Origin of the sequence: Aurantibacter sp. (genome assembly GCF_039941195.1) — a bacterium.
GTDB lineage: Bacteria > Bacteroidota > Bacteroidia > Flavobacteriales > Flavobacteriaceae > Aurantibacter_A.
On the sequence record NZ_JBDVFA010000012.1, the window covers coordinates 78,981 to 100,151 of the forward strand.

Annotated in this window: 10 protein-coding genes; 5 read left to right on the forward strand and 5 right to left on the reverse strand. The window is 35.7% G+C overall.

Annotated elements, in window-relative coordinates:
• The first annotated feature begins 67 nt into the window (after positions 1–67).
• Complete coding sequence (locus ABJF52_RS02160; protein ID WP_348145627.1) at positions 68–817, forward strand: DeoR/GlpR family DNA-binding transcription regulator; 750 nt, start codon at positions 68–70, stop codon at positions 815–817.
• Positions 818–823: 6 nt separating this feature from the next.
• The gene (gene murQ / locus ABJF52_RS02165; RefSeq protein ID WP_348145630.1) at positions 824–1,633 is read left to right on the forward strand and encodes an N-acetylmuramic acid 6-phosphate etherase; all 810 of its coding nucleotides are present in this window, start codon (positions 824–826) and stop codon (positions 1,631–1,633) included.
• 2 nt (positions 1,634–1,635) lie between these two features.
• Here murQ and ABJF52_RS02170 read toward each other — a convergent pair whose 3' ends face one another.
• A complete protein-coding gene (locus ABJF52_RS02170; RefSeq protein WP_348145633.1) occupies positions 1,636–2,037 on the reverse strand; it encodes a cytochrome c in 402 nt (133 codons plus the stop codon).
• Positions 2,038–2,098: 61 nt separating this feature from the next.
• Positions 2,099–3,223: a PQQ-dependent sugar dehydrogenase gene (locus ABJF52_RS02175; RefSeq protein WP_348145636.1), complete on the reverse strand. Its 1,125-nt coding sequence runs from the start codon at positions 3,221–3,223 to the stop codon at positions 2,099–2,101.
• A gap of 129 nt (positions 3,224–3,352) precedes the next feature.
• Between ABJF52_RS02175 and ABJF52_RS02180 the strand changes: the two genes are divergently transcribed.
• The 3 genes from ABJF52_RS02180 to ABJF52_RS02190 all read left to right on the forward strand — a co-directional run bounded on the left by ABJF52_RS02180 (position 3,353) and on the right by ABJF52_RS02190 (position 14,170).
• Positions 3,353–11,845 (forward strand): T9SS type B sorting domain-containing protein, encoded by an 8,493-nt coding sequence (locus ABJF52_RS02180; RefSeq protein ID WP_348145639.1) that lies wholly within the window; start codon positions 3,353–3,355, stop codon positions 11,843–11,845.
• 100 nt (positions 11,846–11,945) lie between these two features.
• Positions 11,946–12,662: a prolyl oligopeptidase family serine peptidase gene (locus tag ABJF52_RS02185; RefSeq protein ID WP_348145642.1), complete on the forward strand. Its 717-nt coding sequence runs from the start codon at positions 11,946–11,948 to the stop codon at positions 12,660–12,662.
• Positions 12,663–12,682: 20 nt separating this feature from the next.
• Complete coding sequence (locus ABJF52_RS02190) at positions 12,683–14,170, forward strand: sulfatase (protein ID WP_348145645.1); 1,488 nt, start codon at positions 12,683–12,685, stop codon at positions 14,168–14,170.
• A gap of 6 nt (positions 14,171–14,176) precedes the next feature.
• On the opposite strand, the gene ABJF52_RS02195 is transcribed toward ABJF52_RS02190, so the two are convergent.
• The 3 genes from ABJF52_RS02195 to ABJF52_RS02205 form a co-directional block, all read right to left on the reverse strand.
• Positions 14,177–15,520 (reverse strand): VCBS repeat-containing protein, encoded by a 1,344-nt coding sequence (locus ABJF52_RS02195; RefSeq protein WP_348145648.1) that lies wholly within the window; start codon positions 15,518–15,520, stop codon positions 14,177–14,179.
• 227 nt (positions 15,521–15,747) lie between these two features.
• Complete coding sequence (locus ABJF52_RS02200) at positions 15,748–19,308, reverse strand: VCBS repeat-containing protein (RefSeq protein ID WP_348145650.1); 3,561 nt, start codon at positions 19,306–19,308, stop codon at positions 15,748–15,750.
• 101 nt (positions 19,309–19,409) lie between these two features.
• Entirely contained in the window at positions 19,410–21,161 is a 1,752-nt protein-coding gene (locus ABJF52_RS02205; protein WP_348145653.1) for a RagB/SusD family nutrient uptake outer membrane protein, read from the reverse strand.
• Between the last annotated feature and the right edge of the window lie 10 nt (positions 21,162–21,171).

Genomic DNA, 21,171 nt, shown 5'->3' on the forward strand with positions numbered 1-21,171 from the left:
AATAAAACAGCAATTTGTTATTATTCATTATCTTTGGGCTTTAAATTGGATTTTTAGCAATAAATGGATGTTAAAAGAAGAAAGACAACAAACTATTCTAAATGTTGTAGAATTACATAATAGAATATTAATAACTGATATTGCCGAAACACTTGATGTTTCAATCGATACCATTCGTCGTGATATAAAAGAATTAGATGCCGACCACAAACTAAAGAAGGTTCATGGAGGTGCTATTTCGTTAGGGTTTACCACGAATAGTGTTAAAAATAATAATATTTATAAATTAGAGCAGAAGACCACCATTGCTGAAAAAGCGTTGACTTTACTAAAAGATGGTTCAGTAATTTTTGTGGATGGAGGTACGACTTGCAATGAGCTGGCTAGATTAATTCCTAATGACATTGAGTTAACTTGTTTTACACATAGTATTCCTGTTGCAATGGAGTTGCTGACTAAATCTAATGTAACAGTTATATTGATTGGAGGGCAAGTTTCTAAAGAATCACAAATTTCTATTGGGGCAAATGCGATACATAATCTTTCTGAAATAAAAGTAGATTATAGTTTTATTGGCACTGGTTACGTTGATTCTTATTACGGTCTTACTGAATTTGACTGGGATATTGTTCAAGTAAAAAAGGCAATTATTAAATGTTCAAAGAAAACTGTGCTATTATCAATTTCTGAAAAGTTAAATTCGCAGCATCGTTATAAAAGTTGTGATATTAATGCCATAAATACGATGATTACGGAATTAAATCCGGAAAACGAACTACTTAATTCATTTAGAAACCACGATATTAGAATTTTATAAATAGCTATGAGTTATATTAAAATAACAGAAACCCCTTCGAATCACGATAATTTAGAGCAACTAGATACTACCTCAATTCTTACTAAAATGAATGAGGAGGACAAAAAGGTTGCGGATGCGGTTGCTGCAGTAATTCCAGAAATCACAAAATTAGTAGATGCCTTGGCAGAACGCTTTGAAAAAGGAGGGCGATTATTTTATATTGGTGCTGGTACCAGTGGAAGATTAGGAGTGTTAGATGCTTCAGAAATACCACCAACCTACGGAATGCCACACGAGCGCGTAGTAGGAATTATAGCCGGGGGTGATGTAGCCATTCGTAAATCTGTGGAAAATGCTGAAGATGATCGTTTACAAGCGTGGAAAGATTTAATAACTCATAAAATAACGGACATTGATGTGGTAGTGGGCATTGCGGCCTCAGGAACAACTCCTTATGTTTTGGGTGGCATTGAAGCAGCAAAGAAAAATGGAATACTTACAGCTGGGGTTACCAATAATCCAGGTTCGCCGTTATCAGAAGCAGCAGATATAACTATTGCAATGAATGTAGGACCTGAGTTTGTTACAGGAAGTACGCGAATGAAAAGTGGCACTTCACAAAAATTAGCATTAAATATGATTTCTACTGCCTTAATGATAAAAATTGGGCGCGTAAAAGGTAATAAGATGGTAAACATGCAGCTAAGCAATGTGAAACTCGTTGATCGTGGTGTGCGCTATGTTTCTGAGGGGTTAGGGATTGAATATGCAGCTGCTGAGAAATTACTTAAAGAACATGGTTCTGTTAAAGAAGCACTTGATGCAGGAGCGTAATTTTATTTTGTAATAGATTCAACTTCTTCGATAGTTACGATTTTATCTGAAGAATTACCCCATGAGTTTAAAATGAAATTCATAACATCGGCAATTTCTTCATCTTCTAATCCAGGATTTGGCATAGCATTATTGTAACTAATACCATTTACGATAATGTCAGCCTGTTGTCCATATTTCACGCCACGAATACTAGCTTCTCTATTTTCCAATAAATAGTCGGATTTAGCTAATGGTGGAAAAGTATGGGCGACACCTTCACCGGCATCTAAATGGCAAGTAACGCAGAAATCGGCATAAATTTCGCTCCCTCGCTGCATACTTGCTTCAAGTTCGGACTCTTGAAGTAGAAAAATTGAGAAACTTGTGATAATTGTAAAATATAGAAAGAGAAACGTTTTCATATGATTTTTGACAAAATGTGGATGCTAAACGATGTATTGCAATTAAAAATTAGGCCTGCATTTATTTATTTGGTACTAGTTTATAAACGCCTTTACCTTCCACACCTACGTAGATTAGGCCATCTGGACCTTCAACTACATCACGTACACGCCCTAAACCTTTAATTAATTCAATTCTATCCGTCACTTTTGTGCCATCAAGTTTTAGCAGTTCGAGATATTGAAATTTTAAAGATCCAACTAATAAAGCGCCTTTCCAATCGGCACCATAATTTTCAGTAGTAATGAATGCCATACCACTTGGTGCGATAGAGGGTAACCAATAATGTATCGGTTGTTCCATACCTTCTTTAGCTGTGATATCAGTAATTGGTGTGCCACTGTAATTAACACCATAAGTTATTACAGGCCAACCATAGTTTGCACCTGGTTTAATTATATTAATTTCATCACCCCCTTTTGGTCCATGTTCATTATCCCAAATATCTCCTGTAAAGGGGTTTTTAATTAAGCCCTGCGGATTTCTATGACCGTAGCTGTATATTGCTGTTTTCGCGCCTTCAATAGCTAGAAAAGGATTGTCTTCAGGAATTCTTCCATCATCATAAAAGCGATAAATTTTACCGCCGTCTCGAGTTAAGTCTTGAGGATTATCGTCTCTAGCTCCTCTTTCTCCAATACTTAAGAAAACGTATCCTTTGTTATCAAATTCAATTCTTGAACCAAAATGTTGTCCTTTTGTAGTGTTAGGTGATCCCTTGTATAGTAACTCTTTGTTTATTAGTGAGTTGTCTTTTATTTTTGCACGCATAAATGCTGTATGTCCACCTTTTTCTTCACCGTCCTCTGAAGCATATGATAGATAAATCCATCCGTTGTTTTTATAATCTGGATGAACAGCAATATCTAATAATCCACCTTGCCCTCTTTCGTAAACTTCAGGAACATTCGATATTTTATTGCGTTCTCCATTTTTAAAAAGATATAAATTACCAGATTTTTCAGTAATAAGCATTTCACCATCAGGAAGGAATGCAATACCCCATGGAATGGTGAGGTCATCGACCAAAAGTTCTTCATGAAAAGGAATGTCGTTAATTGTAGTGACCTGATTAACAGTATCCTGTCCGCAAGAAAAATTGAACGCTACAACGATTAAATAAAGGGATACGATACTTTTCTTCATAATTCAACGTTAAAATAATATTGTTATAAGGTATGAAAGTATCTAAAGATAAAAAATATAAGTTCAAATAAATACACTGAGAATATTTTGACCCCAAATCTAAGTATTCTAATTAATCAGTCTTAACCTATGCACCCTACAAAAAGCAAGCATCTACTGTATGCTTTACTATTGATTGTTTCTTCAATAGTGGGTACCTCTGCAATTGCTAAAACAAATGTTTTAGAATTACTTTCTGAAGTTTCGACAGTTTTTGAAAGTGAGAGTGCCACAATAGAAATAAACAATGGTTCAGAACCTACAACTACATTCGAGAAGAACACATTAAAAAATCAAGATTCGAAAATTGCTATTGCGCCGATGTTTGCAACAATATTTGCGGCACCTGATGACAGTGACGTTTGTTCTGATGATGGTCTAGAAGTAGCTTTATTCAATCTCTGTGGTGATTCTGACAATAGAATAATCACCTTAAGTGGCGGGCCATATCCAAGTGCAGAGTGGGAAATATTAGGAGGTTCATGTTCACCAGACCTTACGGAAACTTGTCCCGTACGTACCAACAGTTGTTATAGCAACGTGCATACTGGTGCAGATTATACTTTGAACGCAGCTTCCATACCAGCAGGTACAGGTGCTGAATTTCGAGTATTAGTTGGTGGCGTTTATCATTATTTCGAAGTTAAGAAAAGTACAATAACACAATCTTATGTAAAAACAGATTTTATCTGTGGTGTAGATGGTGAAATACAAATTACTGGTCTTTCGAGTGCTTATGAGTTTAGCATGGATAACGGTAGTGGTTTTGGACCATGGCAAGGACCAATATTTGGCAATTTAAATCCTGGAACTTATAATATAAAAGCTCGTTTAAAAAGTACTCCTGGTGCTTGTGAATATCCATATCAACCAATTACGATTGATCAATTGGATATGGGTATCGATGTAACCTTCGTAGATGCTTTATGTTCAGGTGATACGGGATCTATAACTGTTTCTGTAACTGGTGGAGTACCTGGTCCTTTTAAATATACACTTTTGGATGAAAGTTTAGTAGCTCAGGAGTTTACTTCGTTTATTGCGGATAATCCATATACCTTCTCTGCTGTTAGTTTCGGTACTTATACAGTGCAGGTAGAAACGCAACAGTGTCAAGGTGATCCTGGAAATGGTATAGACCCACCTCGACAAAATCGTGATACTTCTAACAACCCTATTGTTATCGGTAACGGTTTAGATGCCTTAGATGCTTCCACAGAAGTAAATAGTAGTTTTGGTTGTTCAACAATTACCGATGTAGATATCACTGTGAATACCACAGGTGGTTCTGCACCTTATACTTTTACGGTAAATGGAGGGCCTTCGCAACCATCTTACACAGGAACAACAACATACACGGTAACATCCCCAGGAACTTATGATTTTATTATAACCGATGATAATGGTTGTACTATACCTGCTACTGCAAGTGTAGAAAACTTAGATCCGCCGGATGTAACTGCTAATGGAATTGATGGCACATGTTCCAATGGTGGTGCTAAAATAAATTTTAATGTAACTGATCCAAAAGGATATAATCTTTCCTATCGTGTTAATTCTGGTGACCCTTGGGATACGAATCCACAAATTTCAGTTCCAGCAGGTACATATAACGATATTGAAGTTCGGTATCAACAAGGAGGGTTTGAGTGTACTATGACTTTAGCACCAGTTACAGTTAATACTGTAGGTGTTATTAGCGGAACAGCTTCTAAAGTTTCAGATCGAACTTGTGATGGAAGTGGTGGTGTAAATGGTGGTCAAATTGACTTCGGAGGCACCTATTCAGGAGGTTCAGGTAGTGGATATGTTTTTAGTATAGATGGAACGAATTTCACAACAACAGAATCATATCCAAACTTAGGTCCAGGGACTTATACGCCAATGATTGAAGATGGTGGTGGTTGTCGTTTAGAACTAACACCAATAACTATTTTGGATGTAGATCCACCAACTGATATAGATTTTGTTACATCAGATAGCAATTGTGCTGCAAATACGGTAGATGTTCAATTAGTTCCTACAAGTGGAGCTACTATTGATAATTATAGTATTATTAGTCCAGTTAGCATTAATAATGGAGCAAATGACACTTTTGACAATCTAGATGCTTCGCAATCTTATATATTTCAAATAACAGACTCAAATAATTGTACGTATACCGAAGGATATTCTCCTGACATAATCAGTAGTATTCGCGCAAGAGTTAAATCGGGTGGAGATTTAAAAGTTTGTACGGGAGCAACAGATGGTACAGGAACCTTTTTAATTGATGGTTTCGCTAATAATTATACTTATAATATTAATGGTGGAACGGAAAGTAGCCCGCAAAATGATGGTGAAGTAGTTCTTCCGCTATCAGGAGCGGGTACATATACCATTAACATCACTGATGCTGATACGGGTTGTACAGATAGTGCTTCTTTTGATATTGAAGAACCTGCAACCGCAATAACACTTACAGGAGATGTTACAGCAATGTCTTGTGCCAATGGTAACTTAGGGCGTGTAGTAGCAAATTCTTCAGGTGGTTGGGGAAGTAATAGATATGAACTAGAATACCCTGATAGTTCTACAGCAGGACCAAAAGCTGGTACTGTTTTTGGCAACTTGTCGCAAGCAGGATCATATACATTAACTGTTGAAGATGTAGAAGGTTGTACAGCGACCTTCACTTTTAGCCTCACACCATTAGATGCACCAACTATAGCATTTGATGCTGCTAGCTCTGATTTATGTTATGTTGCTGGAACAGGTGCGACGGCTGCTGTAACTGGCGCAGCAGGTAGTGACCCTACACTTCAATATAGAATTAATGGCGGTACATTACAAGTAAGTCCGGTTTTTAATAGCTTAACACCTGGCACATATAGTATTGAGGTAGTGGACGGAAACAATTGTAGCGCGAATATTAACGTTACGGTAAATGCACAGTTAAGAGTAAATACAAGTATAGAAACGGAAATACCTTGTGGTGGAGCACCAGGTGAAATACGTGTTGAAGTCTCCGGGGGGTATACTTTGGGTGCAGGTACTAAACAATATGAGGTAAGTTTAAATGGTGGTGCTTTTGGTAGTGCTACACCTTTAACCTCAACAAATTTTTTATATAGTACAAATGTACCTGGTGATTATGTTTTTAGAGTAACGGACAATGAAAATTGTGTCGCAGAATCAAGCTCAATTACATTGAATCCACCCGTAAATATCGATCCTGCAGCAGTAGATGTTATTCCAGTAAGTTGTGGAAATACTGGGAATGGAGTTGTTACAATCACCCCAGATGCTACAAGTGGTATTCCTCCTTATGAAATAAGTTTTAATGGAGCACCATTTGGTTCACAATCTGTTTTCTCAAATTTGTCAGCTGGTACTTATCCATTTTTGGTACGAGATTCAAGAGGTTGTGTAACTGTGCCAGCAGATGCCGTTGTAGGAACAGATCCTACGGCAGCACCAAATGCTACGGTTACTGAAGAGCCTGCTACTTGTAATGTTGGCGGGGGCCCAGTAAGTGGTGGTGTTAACATTACTGGAGTAACACCGGGAAGTCCAGATTATACGATTATAATTTTAGATAATTTAGGCAACCCAACTGGTATTCAGGAAGATAATGTTAGTGTTTTTCCTCATCAAATTTTAGACCCTGCATTAATACCAGGTGACTACATTGTTGTCACTTTAGATTCAAATGGGTGTCGTGATGAAGATGCGGTAACCATTACGGAATCAACAATTAGTGTTGTTCCAGATTCAGTTGTTCCCACTTGTTCATTATCCGGTTTTAGTAATACTGTCGAAATTTTTGGAGGAACAGGACCGTTCTTAATTCGTTTAGAAAATGACCCAGCTGCACCCGTATCACCAAACCCAGGTCCTCGAAGACACACGTTTAACGGTTTACAGTATGGTGTAACATACACCGTAGAGGTTACGGATACTGCAACAAATTGTATATATTTCGAAGAAATTCCGCCAGTTGATGGCCCATCTTTTGATGTTACTGCAACATCGACTCCTGACTTTTGTGATGTGAATAGAAATGGTGAAATCACTTATGAGGTAACTGGATTTACTCTTGGGCATCAATTACAAATTGACATTCTTGATAATTCAGATGGATCAATTACGAATGTAGAAACGGTAACACCATTATCAGACCCTTATTCAAATACACATTTAGCTATTGCTGGTGATTATCAAATAATAGTAACGAGCTTAAATGATAATTGTCAGGATGCTGTAGGAATAATTGTAGAACAAAACTTACCAGGAATAGATATTCTTGTAGAAGAGCCACAAACTTGTAATACACCAGGTCAAATCGTTGTTCAAGGGAATGGTGGTGATGGTGGACCTTATGAATTTGCTTATATGGCCTCAGGTTCAACTCCAGTTGCTGGTGATTGGACAACAGAGACGTCGTATATCGCGAATGCAAACACCTATGATGTTTATGTGCGAGACGGTAGTGGTTGTAGTTCTTTTGCAATAGCTACTATAATTCAAGATGACTCGGTATTGGATCCTCCAATAACTTCAGTAGTCAATCAATGTATTGTAACTGCAACAGCTTTTGATATTACAGTTACGGTACCAAATACTGTGGATACGCCTAGGTTTACTTTAGGCGGTGATGAACGAATGATTCCAGATTTAGTTGATAATGGAACACATTGGGAATATACCTATACAGTATCTAGTCCAGGTACTTATTTTGTAGATGTAGTAGATGCCAATGGTTGTTCTAGTCAAGGAACCGCGGTTGTTTATGATTTCTTATCCATTTCTGCTTCCTTTAGTTCGGACCCAACTTGTAATGCCGCTGATGGGGAAATAGAAGTGTTACCAATTGGAGGAAGTGATAATTTTAGTTATCAATTGCAAGATAGCGGAGGAACTAATATTGGAACACCTATTTTAGGTGATAGAACACAAGGACAAATACCAAATGTTGCTCCAGGTAGTTATATTATTGAAGTAACGGATACAGAAACAGGTTGTGATGTATCGGTTAACGTTAATTTGGATGCTGCAACACTACCAATCATTGATACCATTCATGAGAATGATATTTCTTGTGAAGGTGAGGATGACGGTAGTATAGATATTATTTTACAAGCAGGAACGGATATTGATGGCCCAATAGATTATAGACTTTTAGATTTTACAACAAGGAATTTAATTGATAGTAATGCCTCTGGTTCATTCATAGATCTTGTACCGGGTAGTTATGAAGTTGAGGTCGTAACTGCGCGAAATTGCATTGTTTTGTCCGGAGAGTTGGAAATCAACGAACCGTTACCTTTTACAATTTCAGCAAGTGCACCAGATTTTGCCTGTGAGCCGGGAGCGAACCGATATAGTTCTACGATAGTAACAGTTTCAGTAGTAGACCCAGGAACTGCTGGTCTAGGACCTGATTATCAGTATAGTATTACAGGTTTTTCTAACTATCAATCCTCTAATACTTTCGAGATTGTAGATAATGGAGACCCAGCTGGCCAAACAATTACAGTATATGCAATTGATGCTAATGGATGTGAAACAACAACTAGTGTATCAATCGCAGCGCCAAGTGATGTAACACCGACAATTACTGAAATTGATCCATTAAATTGTAGAGATGATGAAAGGGTAAGAATATTTGTACCTGCAACGCAAACTGCTAGTTTTACCGTAAGTACGGTGGCAGCAATTGCTATTGCACCAGTTTCAAACACTCCGGGAAATGATTATGTGGATATCTATTTACCTGAACCTGGTGACTATTTATTCGAACTACAAGATGATGAGCCAAATGGTTGTGCTTATCCATTACCAATACATACTGTAAATGTACCTATTGTACCGACTGTTGTAATTACAGAAGCATCACCAATTTCATGTTTTGGGGCTAGTGATGGTGAATTATCAATAGAAGTAACAGATTATTCAGGGGTATACACATATAATGTATATAGCGGAAGCGACCCTACAAAGACTACAATAATCGCAACAGGATCTTTCGATACGGCTAATAATCCTGAAACTATAACTGGTTTAGCTGGAGGCAACTTTTTTGTAGAAGTGGTATCAACTGGTATGCCATTTTGTAGTGGGGATAGTAATGTGGAGACCATACGTTCGCCAAACGGGGCTCTTGATGTGAATGCTGTTGAGATTGGTAATGTGGGTTGTAATGAAGATACTGGTCATATCGAAGCTACGGGTATTAATGGATGGGATACAGTTGCCTATGAATATAGATTATTACGTGATGACGGTTCTGGTTATGTAGAATTAGTGCCTTTTGGAACAAGTAATGATTTTGAAACCTTAGCAAGTGGAGATTACCAAGTTGAAATTAGAGATACCGAAGGTTGTACGGATACAGTAAATATTACTTTGGATCCAATTCCAGCCATTGAAGCAGGTATTCGAGAGCCTCAAGCACTTGTTTGTCCCAATGGTAATAATGCAATTTTAGAAGCATTTGATCCATCTTCTGGTGATGAAACCACTGCAACTGCTGGAGCAACAGGAGGGTATCCAGGAGCGGGTTATAATTACAGATTATTATACTTAAATAGCAATGATAATACAGATATTGCTTCGGCTAGTGGATTACAAAATTCACCAACTTTTATTGGCGCGAGTGGCGGTTATATAAGTGGTGGGTGGTATGCTATTGAAGTATCTTCGAGTTTTAATTGTATTGGAGTTACCAATCCATACTTTGTGAATCCTCCACCTCCAGTTCAACCTAAATTAATTCAAACAGCAGTACCAGGTTGTGGAGGTCAAGGTGAAATACAATTAAGTATAGAAAATTATAATGCATCTTTTATCTATGAGATTCAACCACTTGAAAATGGAGTTGTAGTTGGACCTTATTCTGATATGACAGGACAGACGATGCTTTTTACTAGAAGCGCAGGAATTAGTTATCAATTTGATGTACGTAAAAAGAACGCTTCGAATACATGTTTGGCAGTAAGAACCGGTGGTATTACTATGACTGATGCTGCCGCAATAGAATTTTTACCAAATTCACCAGTAGATGATATTTCGTGTTCAGGTGAACTGGATGGACGAATAGAATCATTTACAAATGGAGGAGTTGGTGGCAATCAATTTTACTTGTATAGTGGAGACCCAGTAGATGCCTATACTCCCGACACTGGTGCAACGTTAATACGAGGTCCACAAGATCATGGAACTTTCGAAGGTTTAGATGCCGGTTCCGAATATTACATTACAGTCACCTCTGGTGCTACTTGTCAGGCAATAGCAGGGCCGTTTGAGATTACAAGACCAGTTCCAATTATTTTTGATGCGACACCAGAACCAATTTCATGTTTTGGTGAATCTGATGGTAGAATTGAAATTGAAGTTAATAGTGGTGGTGTAGGGTTATTGCAATTTGCAATTGCTCCTAACTTCAATGAGTTTTTTAGTGACCCTGCTACACCAGGAGCATACACTTTTGAAGATTTAGCTGCAGGAACCTACGAAATTTTGATTCAAGATGAGAATGGTTGTTTTGAAAAAGATTTTATTACCGTAGTTCAACCAGATGAATTGATTATAAGTAATATTGCGACTACACCAGAAACGTGTATTGGGTTTGAAGATGGAACGGCGCAATTAACCATAACCGGTGGAACTCCATTTGTTGATACGATTACAAATGAGGAATATTTTGAAACTAAGATTGTTGGACCTAATTCGGATGGCTCTGAAGTTTTTGAAAGAAATGATAGTTTATATTTTGAAAATTTAATTGGAGGTGAAGGATATATTGTAATTGTACAAGATGCTAATCTTTGCTTTACAGATGTAATTATTCCGATTGAAATAGGGGTTGATTTAACTGCTGATCCTAATATTCAATATGGTTGTGATGGTATATTCCCAAATAGTACTGTTACTATAGAAATGTTGGACACCAGTCTATATCCAGAATTGTTATTTGCATTGAATCCGCTTGACCCAACTGATGCGACAAGCGCAAATGCTTCTAACACTTATACTTGGGGCGATCTTGATGCCGGTGACCATACAGTTTATATATATCATGAAAATGGTTGTACGAACATTGTAGATTTCGTTATGGAAGCATACGATCCTTTAACATTATCAGCAGAGAAAACAGGTCCAAATGAAGTTACAGCAATTGCCGAAGGAGGTTATGGAGGTTATACGTATTCTTTCCAAGGTCAAAATCAAGGAGAAGACAATGTTTTTACGACTAATGAAAGTACAATTGTTACTATAGAAGTTACAGATGTTACAGGATGTGTGGCAGTCGTAACAATTCCATTTGAGTTTACCGGTATGCTAGAGATTCCTAATTTCTTTACACCAGATGGTGATGGAAATAATGATGTATGGTATCCAAAGAATAGAAACTATTTCCCGAATATAGAAGTCATTATTTATGATCGATATGGAAGGGTAGTGGCTCGCTTAGATCAGGTATCCAAATGGGACGGTAATTATGAATCCAAACCATTGCCATCTGGTGATTATTGGTATGAAGTTAATGCTAATGACAAGAGTAAGACGCACTATATAGGTCACTTTACATTGTACCGATAAAAGTTATAAAAAATGAATAAACGGGCTCCATTTTGGTGCCCGTTTTTTGTAGTTTAAATTCTTCAAAAATTTGTGTATCTTTTCCTTCTAAAGGAATTAAATGAAATCATATTTTGTGCTTTTCATGGCCCTATTACTTTTACAAAGTTGTAAGGCGCAATCTAAATCTATTTTGATTGAGGATACTATTGAGACGATAGTAAAAGAAGATTTTCATTACTATTTATATTTTCCTGAGGCTTATGAGAGTAGTGAAAATGAAGAATTTCCGATTCTGTTATTTCTTCATGGTGGAGGAGAATCGGGTGGTGACATAGAAGAAATTAAATCTAATGGACCTCCAAAACTAATTGCAGAAGGCAATGAATTTCCATTTTTGATATTAGCACCACAAAATCCACACGTAAAAAAATGGTGGAATACACGGGCTTTGATAAAATTATTAGATGAGGTTGTCGCTAATAATAGAGTAGACAAAAAAAGAATTTATATAACAGGATTAAGTAGAGGTGGAGGTGCGGCATGGGAGTTAGCTGTTCAGTATCCTGAAAAATTTGCCGCTTTAGCTGTAGTTTGTGGTATGGCACCATTGCCTTATGCGAATTGGTTAGATAAAGATATGCCAATTTGGGTTTTTCACGGAACAGAAGATAAGTCTATACCTTTCTCCGAATCTGAAGATATGGTGAAGAAGTTGAAAGCTATGGGACATAATATAAAGTTTACTGCATATGAGGGTGTAGGCCATAATTCTTGGGAAAAGGCATATACAACGGATGAACTTTATGAATGGTTTGTAAAACAACATCGAAATTAATAATGAAAACTATATGTATTATGGATTTTAAAAGAAGTAGTGCCATTTTAATACTTTTTTTTATCGTCTTTGGGGCGAGCGCAAAAAATACCGAACCTAAGCCAGGTAGTAAAAAGAAGCCAAGAAATGTAATCTTCATTTTAACAGATGATCATCGGTACGATTATATGGGCTTCACCGGAAAAGTGCCGTGGCTGGAAACACCAAATATGGATAAGCTCGCCTCAGAAGGGGCCTATTTGCCAAATACTTTTGTAACTACTTCACTTTGTTCTCCAAGTCGCGCCTCAATTTTAACAGGTCAGTTTTCCCATTCACATACCATTGTAGATAATCAAGCTCCAGACCCTGGAAATCTTACTTATTTTCCTCAATATTTACAAAAAGCGGGCTATCAGACGAGCTTTTTCGGAAAATGGCATATGGGTGACCATGGCGATGAACCACAACCTGGTTTTACCCATTGGGAAAGTTTTCCAGGACAGGGTGTTTATTACAATCCTACATTGAATATTAATGGCAAACAAACTGCCTATAAAGACTCTACTTATATCACCGATTTGCTAACTGAACATGCTATAGATTGGCTTGATAAACGAGATAAGAAAAAGCCATTTTTTTTATATTTATCACACAAGGCTGTTCATGCAGGGTTTCAACCAGCGAAAAGACATAAAGGGAAATATAAAGGCAAAAGAATTGCATTACCTACTACTTATGATCAAACTAAAACGGGTGCTTACAAGGATTTAAAATGGCCACAATGGGTTGCAGACCAAAGAGTGAGTTGGCATGGGGTTGATTATATGTATCATGAAAATGAAGGTATTTATGATATGGTCGTAGATTATTGCGAAACACTTTTAGGCGTTGACGAAAGTGTCGGTTCTGTTATGGATTATCTTAAAAAGGAAGGTTTGGATGAATCCACATTAGTAATCTATATGGGTGATAATGGTTTTAGTTGGGGTGAACATGGCTTAATTGACAAGCGTCATTTTTATGAAGAATCTGTAAAAGTACCTTTACTAGTTCGCTGTCCGGAATTATTCGAAGGTGGAAAAACGCCTCAACAAATGGTACAAAATATAGATATTGGTCCAACCGTTTTAGCTGAAGCAGGGGTTAAACAACCAGAAAATATGCCTGGGGTATCTTTTATACCCATATTAACGGGAGATACAAGTGTTCCTAGTCGTAAAGAGGTATTTTATGAATATTATTGGGAATATGATTTTCCAATGACACCCACTGTTTTTGGTATGCGTACTGATAAATATAAATACATGAAGTTTCAAGGTATATGGGATAGAAATGAATTATATGATTTGGAAAATGATCCTGATGAAATGTATAATTTAATTGCTGATCCAGATAAACAAGAAATTGCAAAATCAATGTCTATTGCGATTTACGATTGGTTGGAGCAAACAAAAGGAATGCGAATACCTTTAAAACGCACAGTTAAATATCGTTTTGGTGATTTTAAACATAAGAATGAGTACTAAAGAGCATTATTCATCTAAATGGTGAATTGTTTTATTCTCAAGTAGCATTAAATCTATATTAGATGTTTTCCAAGCTTCTGTTAAATGTTTAGGTGCTTTTGCAAACGGGTGAGAAAATGAACTCAAAATAATATCTTGATCACCATCCTTATCTACATCACCAATATCCATTAGAAACCAATTCCCAAGTTTTGAATTTTTAAAAGTAAACGGATTAAATTGAAAGTTTTCTGATGTCTTATTTTCTAGATAAACAAATGAGTACCCAGGTTTTTTTTCATAATCTGGAAATGTAGATACTATTCCAAAATCTATATCTCCGTCTAAATCAAAATCATTTGAAACAACTCTGGTAGCACCATTTACGGCAAAAAAGTATTTTTCTTCAAAATTATTGTTGCCGTTATTTATATAAATCCGTAAGCCGTGGTAAGGTTTTTGCACAAAACTTTTATCAGCATTGTCACCATTGACGGTTACAATATCAAAATCTCCATCATTATCGTAATCGACTAATTCAAACCAACTTGAGCCATAAACCGGACTAAATTTTAGTACATTTTCTGCTACAAATTCTAAATTTTCTTTTTGATATAAAATTGTAACACCTTCACGACCTTGTGAGGTAAGCGTTACCAAGTCTTGTTTACCATCACCATTCATATCTTGTACAATAGTACGTATACAACCCGACATATTTAGTAGGGTCTTCTTTTCGTAACCATGCCTTTTTGTTTTCTTTAATAATGATAATTTACCCGTCAGATTCCCAAATTCACTTACAACCAGCTCTTTTTTACCATTCCTATTTAAATCGTCTACAACCGTATTAACTGGTCTCTGAAGTGGAAAAGGAATTTGTTCTAAACTGTCTTTAGAAATAATTTCAATTCTACCGTTTGCAATTTCAGATGGATAAAGTTCACCAACGATAGTAATATACTTTAAAGTGTTTGTTTCCGTTATATCTGTTATTGCTGGGCGTATTTTTTTGTTTGTCGTAGTATTATTTTTTTCAAAGTTGTATTGCATTATATTACCGCTCATATCTGCGGATGTAATACTATTTTTCTGTTTATTATATTTTAAATGAGTAATATATGTGCCTGGGGTACTATCTAAATTAATAGCCTTGTGTATAAATTGAACTAATTCTTGAGGTTTTTTATTTTCATTACTAGAAACTAATGAATCGGGAGCCATAGCAATGATATAATTTCTTAAAAGTGTCCAATCTTCCATATTCATTCTAGGCGAATTAGGAAATAAACCAGTTTGCTTTATAGCTTGTTGTTCTGAATTAGAAAGATTTATATAAGGGTCATTATTAGTATCTATTATGCCTAGCATGGCAGCCATGTCTGGTAACACACCGTTTTTCCATACTTCTTTAGGCAGGTTGTCAATTTTGGGTAAAAGATGGCAAGTAGCGCATTGATTATTATATAAAATTTCTGCTTTTTTATTAGAATTAGAACTGCAAGAAAATTGGATGAGTGTAGAAATACAAAATATAAAATTTATTAAAACATGTTTGATCTTAATGTATACTTGCATATTTGTCAAAAGCAGTTGAATTAAAGCTTACGAGTTAGATTTCCTAAATTGTCAAAACAACGAATCTCTGTTGCTTGATTATTTATAGACAAACTTCTGCTTGATTGAGATTGAAAAGTATTACCCCAATAAAACTCATAAAGAGAAACTTGTCCATTTGAATATTTTACTTCTACTTTAACTTCATTTGGTTCTATATCAAGTTTCCGTAAGTTTAAAGATTGTGAAGGTTTGAAGGCTTTTAAAGTATCATTGTTTTGAGATGCTACAATCAGATTTTCATTGTCTGAGGTTGAAATGTAAACTAAAGCCTTAGCATTACCTGGAACGAAAAATTGACTTTTTTCTAAATCAATATTTAAGAAAGAACTATTGCCCGTATTTTTAAGCACTACTCCACTTAGTGCATCAGCTGGGCCTTGTTGAACTTCCATACCAAAATCATTTCCTACTAAAATCAAATCGATATAATTATCTTCATCAATTTGCATGGGTAAAATTCCAAAAATGGGCCCTTTTTGAGCATCAATAGGTAAAGAATGTATTTTAAATTTATCATTGCCTAAATTCTCAATCCATGAAGAATTCATGTAATTAAAAGAAAGTACTTTAGCACCATCTAATAAACCATCTGAGAACATTTCTTTTAAGGTCAGTTCTCCAAATTCTCCAAAAGAGTTAATAGATTTTCTAATACCTACATATTGTTTGGTGAGATCTTGCCAAGGATGATATAAATATTCTTTTCTTACTCCAATACTGTCACGCAAATAGTAAGACATTAACGGATCTATTTTTCCATTTTTATCTAAATCTTTAGCATATAACTTTATTGGTTCTTCAGGGGTACCTTTAAAGTTAATATTTGAGCCGTAATTTCCCGCTATATAATCGGTATCACCATCATTGTCTAAATCAGCAGCGGCCAAACTATTCCACCATCCAAGATTTTCGTTCATTCCTGTGTTATCAGTAATCTCCACTAGTTTACCATGGTCATTTTTAAAAAAACGAATCGGCATCCATTCACCTGCGAGTATTAAATCGGGCCAAAAGTCATTATTAAAATCTGTCCATATAGCATCACTAATTAAACCTGAGAATTCTATTTCTTTGGACACTTCGTTTGTTACGTCTACAAATTTAGGCTGACTAGGAGTACTTTCGTTTCTTAAAATATATGATTTATCGGACAAAGGGTAGGAGAAGGGAAGAACACGACTGCCTATAAATAAATCTAAATCACCATCTCGATCAAAATCAGCTGCTTTAACTGTGCTAGAATTCGTTTTGAAAATGGGCAATGCATTTGTACTAATTTCAAAATTCCCTTTGCCGTCGTTGATAAGTAATAAGTCTTGATAATTTTGATGATTTGCAGGATATTGTGCGCAACCGCGAGCAATATATAAGTCAAGATCTCCATCTGAATCTGCATCAAAAAGTAAAGTAGCAGAATCTTCTTCTAATTGTTCTTCACTTTTATAAGATACTTCTTTAGACTTAAAAGTGCCATCAGCATTCTGAATAAACCAATTCTCTGGATTACTTCTGCTTCCAGCAATAAACATGTCATCTAGCGAATCACCATTAATATCTCCAACGGCTAAGGAGGGACCATACTGCGAAAATTTATGAGGAATAGTCGTTTGGAAATTAAAATCTATAAAATCCATATCCGGCGAGAAATAATCTAATTTAAGAGTGTCACTTACTTCGCTAAAAAGAACATTTTTAGATATTGCTTTTTTACTGACAGCTATGGTATTTTTAATATCATACTTAATTTGTACTGTTGTATTATTAGAGATGTCTTTGATTTTTTGTAATCTACCACCTGGCCAAACTATTTTCAAACTATCAATTTTAGTGTCCTCCCCAAGTCCAAAATGAATTTTGTTTTCGGGTTGAGAAAGGTAGCCTCTACCAGTAATAATTGTTTTTTTCTGAGACTTCCCATTTGCATAAATTTCTATAACAGAACCAATTGCTGCTGGGTTCTGTTCATTGCCAATTAATTGAAATCTGAGATGTTTTTTATTAGGCTCCAATTCAGTTGTTTTGTTTTCCATTAAAAGAACATCCTCATTGATGTTATTAATAATTAAATCTAAATCACCATCGGCATCCAAATCGCCATAAACAGCCCCGTTAGAATAAGTGCCAAAATTTAATCCCCAATCACTAGTGACATCTTTGAAGGTTTTATCTCCATTATTTTTATAGATGAAATTTGGAATTTTTATCTGTGGTATTGCTGCTATTAGTCTTTCTTTTGAAACTAATTTACTTGCTGTAGCTCTAAAATCTCCAAAATCTCTATCGGTAACATCTTTTGGAAAGCCATTAGTGATTAACAAATCCTGAAAACCATCGTTGTCATAGTCGGCAAACAATGGCGCCCAACTCCAATCAGTTTCGTGAATACTAGCATACATTCCCAAATCTGAATAAATAGGCAAACCTGTTTCAGGACTAAATCCTTGATTTATTTGTAGTGTGTTTCGTGTATATTGTTGTTCGTATTTATATTTTTTAGTAAAAACTTCTTTTTGATAATTACTTGGCCCCTGAAAAAGTTTTTTACGCTTATTATAATAGGGTTGCATTTCAGTTGTAAATAAATCTAATTTCCCATCATTATCTATATCAGCAATATCACTCCCCATGGAAGAGAGGCTAAAATGTTTAAACAAGTCACCTGCGCGATTTGAAAAAGTTCCATCTTGATTATTAATATAAACTAAGTCGTTGCTTAAGAAGTCATTGGCTACATAAATATCCATCCACCCATCTAAATTGAAATCATTAATAAGGCTGCTATGACTGTATCCATGATATCTTATACCCGCACTATCTGATACGTTTACGAAAACAGGTCTATTTAAAGAATCATTCCATTTATTTTCATACAAACGATCCTTTGAAGTTGATGTACCATCGTCTTCTAATGGACTAAATTGTGAAGGGTTAATTCCTTCAATTCTGTTAACACCTATGAATAGATCTAAATCATTATCATTATCATAATCAAAAAATTGAGCATGTGAAGAATACGTGTCATCAGCAATTCCATATTCCTCAGCCATTTCTTTAAAGACCGGGATACCATTTTTATTTAACCCTTGATGTATGTATAGTACGTTTTTTCGACGTAAAGAATCTTTATAGAAAGTATTGCAAACATAGATGTCTAAATTTCCATCGAGATTAAGATCAATCATCGAAATACCGGAAGACCATATCAGGGAATCTGGTTTACTTACATTGGCTTCTTTCGTAATATCTTGAAATTTCAATTTTCCTTTATTGAGATAAAGTTTATTGTCTACTTGATTGCCAGCTAAGAAAACATCATCAAGCCCATCGTTATTTAAATCACCAAGAGCAATTCCAGCACCATTGTAAACAAATTCATTGTCTAGTATATTAATAGAATCGTTTTCAAACAATTGATTATTAAATATAAGATTCGAAGAACTTTTATCAACTACTTCAAACCTTGAATTACGTATGTTTTCAGAACAGGCGCAGAGTAGCAAAAATAAACTGGCCAATATTATAAATAGATTTTTAGACATAGTTGAGCATGTGAATATTACAAAGATGCAAGTTGGTTTTTAAAGTAACAAAAAACCCTGACCAATTATGATCAGGGTTGGTATAAATGATAGTACTACTATTAGTAATTAGGATTTTGAGTTAAGATTCCAGGTTGCAGGTCTATTTGAGCTTGTGGAATTGGTTGATACTCATTTTTGCCAGCAGAAAAACTAGCACCGCCAAATTTTTCTGATAAGTATTGAGACTCATAAGCTAAATATTCATTTAATTCTTCAGCTGCAATTCCCCATCGAACTAAATCGAAGAAACGGTGTCCTTCTCCTGATAATTCAAGTTTACGTTCGAAACGAACTGCTTGCGTAGCATATTCTTTATTTGGAAAAGATGTATATTCTGAAATCACATAATTAGCGGCATCTAAACCTGTGTCATAATCTTTTACCCAATACTCAGCTCGTGCAGCTCTTGCTCTTACTAGATTAACATATTCCATAGCTTTATCTAACGTACCTGCTTCTATTTCAGCCTCTGCAGCCATTAATAAAACGTCAGCAAACCTAATAATGTTATAATTCATAGTGGCATATCCTCTTGTCCATGAGCTGGTATCGGTATAATCCGCTTCTTGAGATTTATAGTAAATAAACTTTTTAGGAGAATATGGTCCACCATATCCAAAACTACGAATCCATGCAGAACCTGGGTGATCTTTCCAGTCTAAATAAGGTATACCCATTCGCCCAATAGAATGATCAATACGCGGATCTAATGGACCAGAATCTTCAACGAATGTTGCTTCATCTTCTTTATCTACTATAACATGTTTGAAGTTATTAGCCACTTCATTTGCAGGATCGTTATATGATTTGTCTAATAAAGGTAAACCTTCAGCAGTTGTTCTAAACGAATTACCCAACTCAATACTTGGTTGAAAGAAACCACAACAGTTTCCAGGTCCTTCTGAACCTGTATTGTAAGGATAATTTAAATCATCAAAAGCATTGGCATTTTGAACATCACCCGTGTTTTTAGCAGATTCAACATCTAATACGGCTTCTGCATGGTTGTCGTTAGCTGAATCGAAGATTCTAGGATAATCATCTAATAAGGCATATTTTAAGCCATTAGAGGTTACTCCATTTGCGATTACATCATCAAACCAAGTTTTCGCTTCAGCGTATTTACCTTGATATAATTTAGCTTTACCCATATACGCAGCTGCAGCCCATTTATTAACTCTTCCTGCACCTGTTTCAGCAGCTAGGTTATCATATGCGTATTGAAAATCAGATTCAATTAAAGTCCATACATCAGGAGTGTTAGCAAGCTCAATTATTTCCTCAGCAGCTACTGTTTCATCAAAAACAGGAATACTATTAAAGTGTTTTTTTAAATCAAAATAGTAGTGTCCTCTAAGTAATCTAGCTTGACCAGAAAGGTTCGCAGCATCGGCAGCACTAAGATCAGTGTTTGCTGCAACAGCACTTAATACAGAATTAGCTCTGCTAACCCCTTCGAAACGACCTCTCCATAAAAAGTCTAAATCGCCTTGTGTTGCATCGTGTGCATAACGCTGAACTGGGTTAATGGTACTATAGTCACCGGAATCTGTTCCTTTGTTAGCATCTCCTCCTAAAATTGATCCAGTTACCCAATGATTAGGGCCTTCAAATCTATTTCCAAATACACCATTTATTGCGGAGTATGTACCAATTAATAAATTTTCTATACCTTCTTTGGTTTGCACTTGTGCATCGGCCAAAGAACCAGTAGGAGTTACTTCTAAGAAGTCATCGCTACATGAAAATCCTAGTAATAGCACCATACTATATGCTATTAATTTGTTCGATTTTATTTTAAATGTTTTCATATTATTTTTT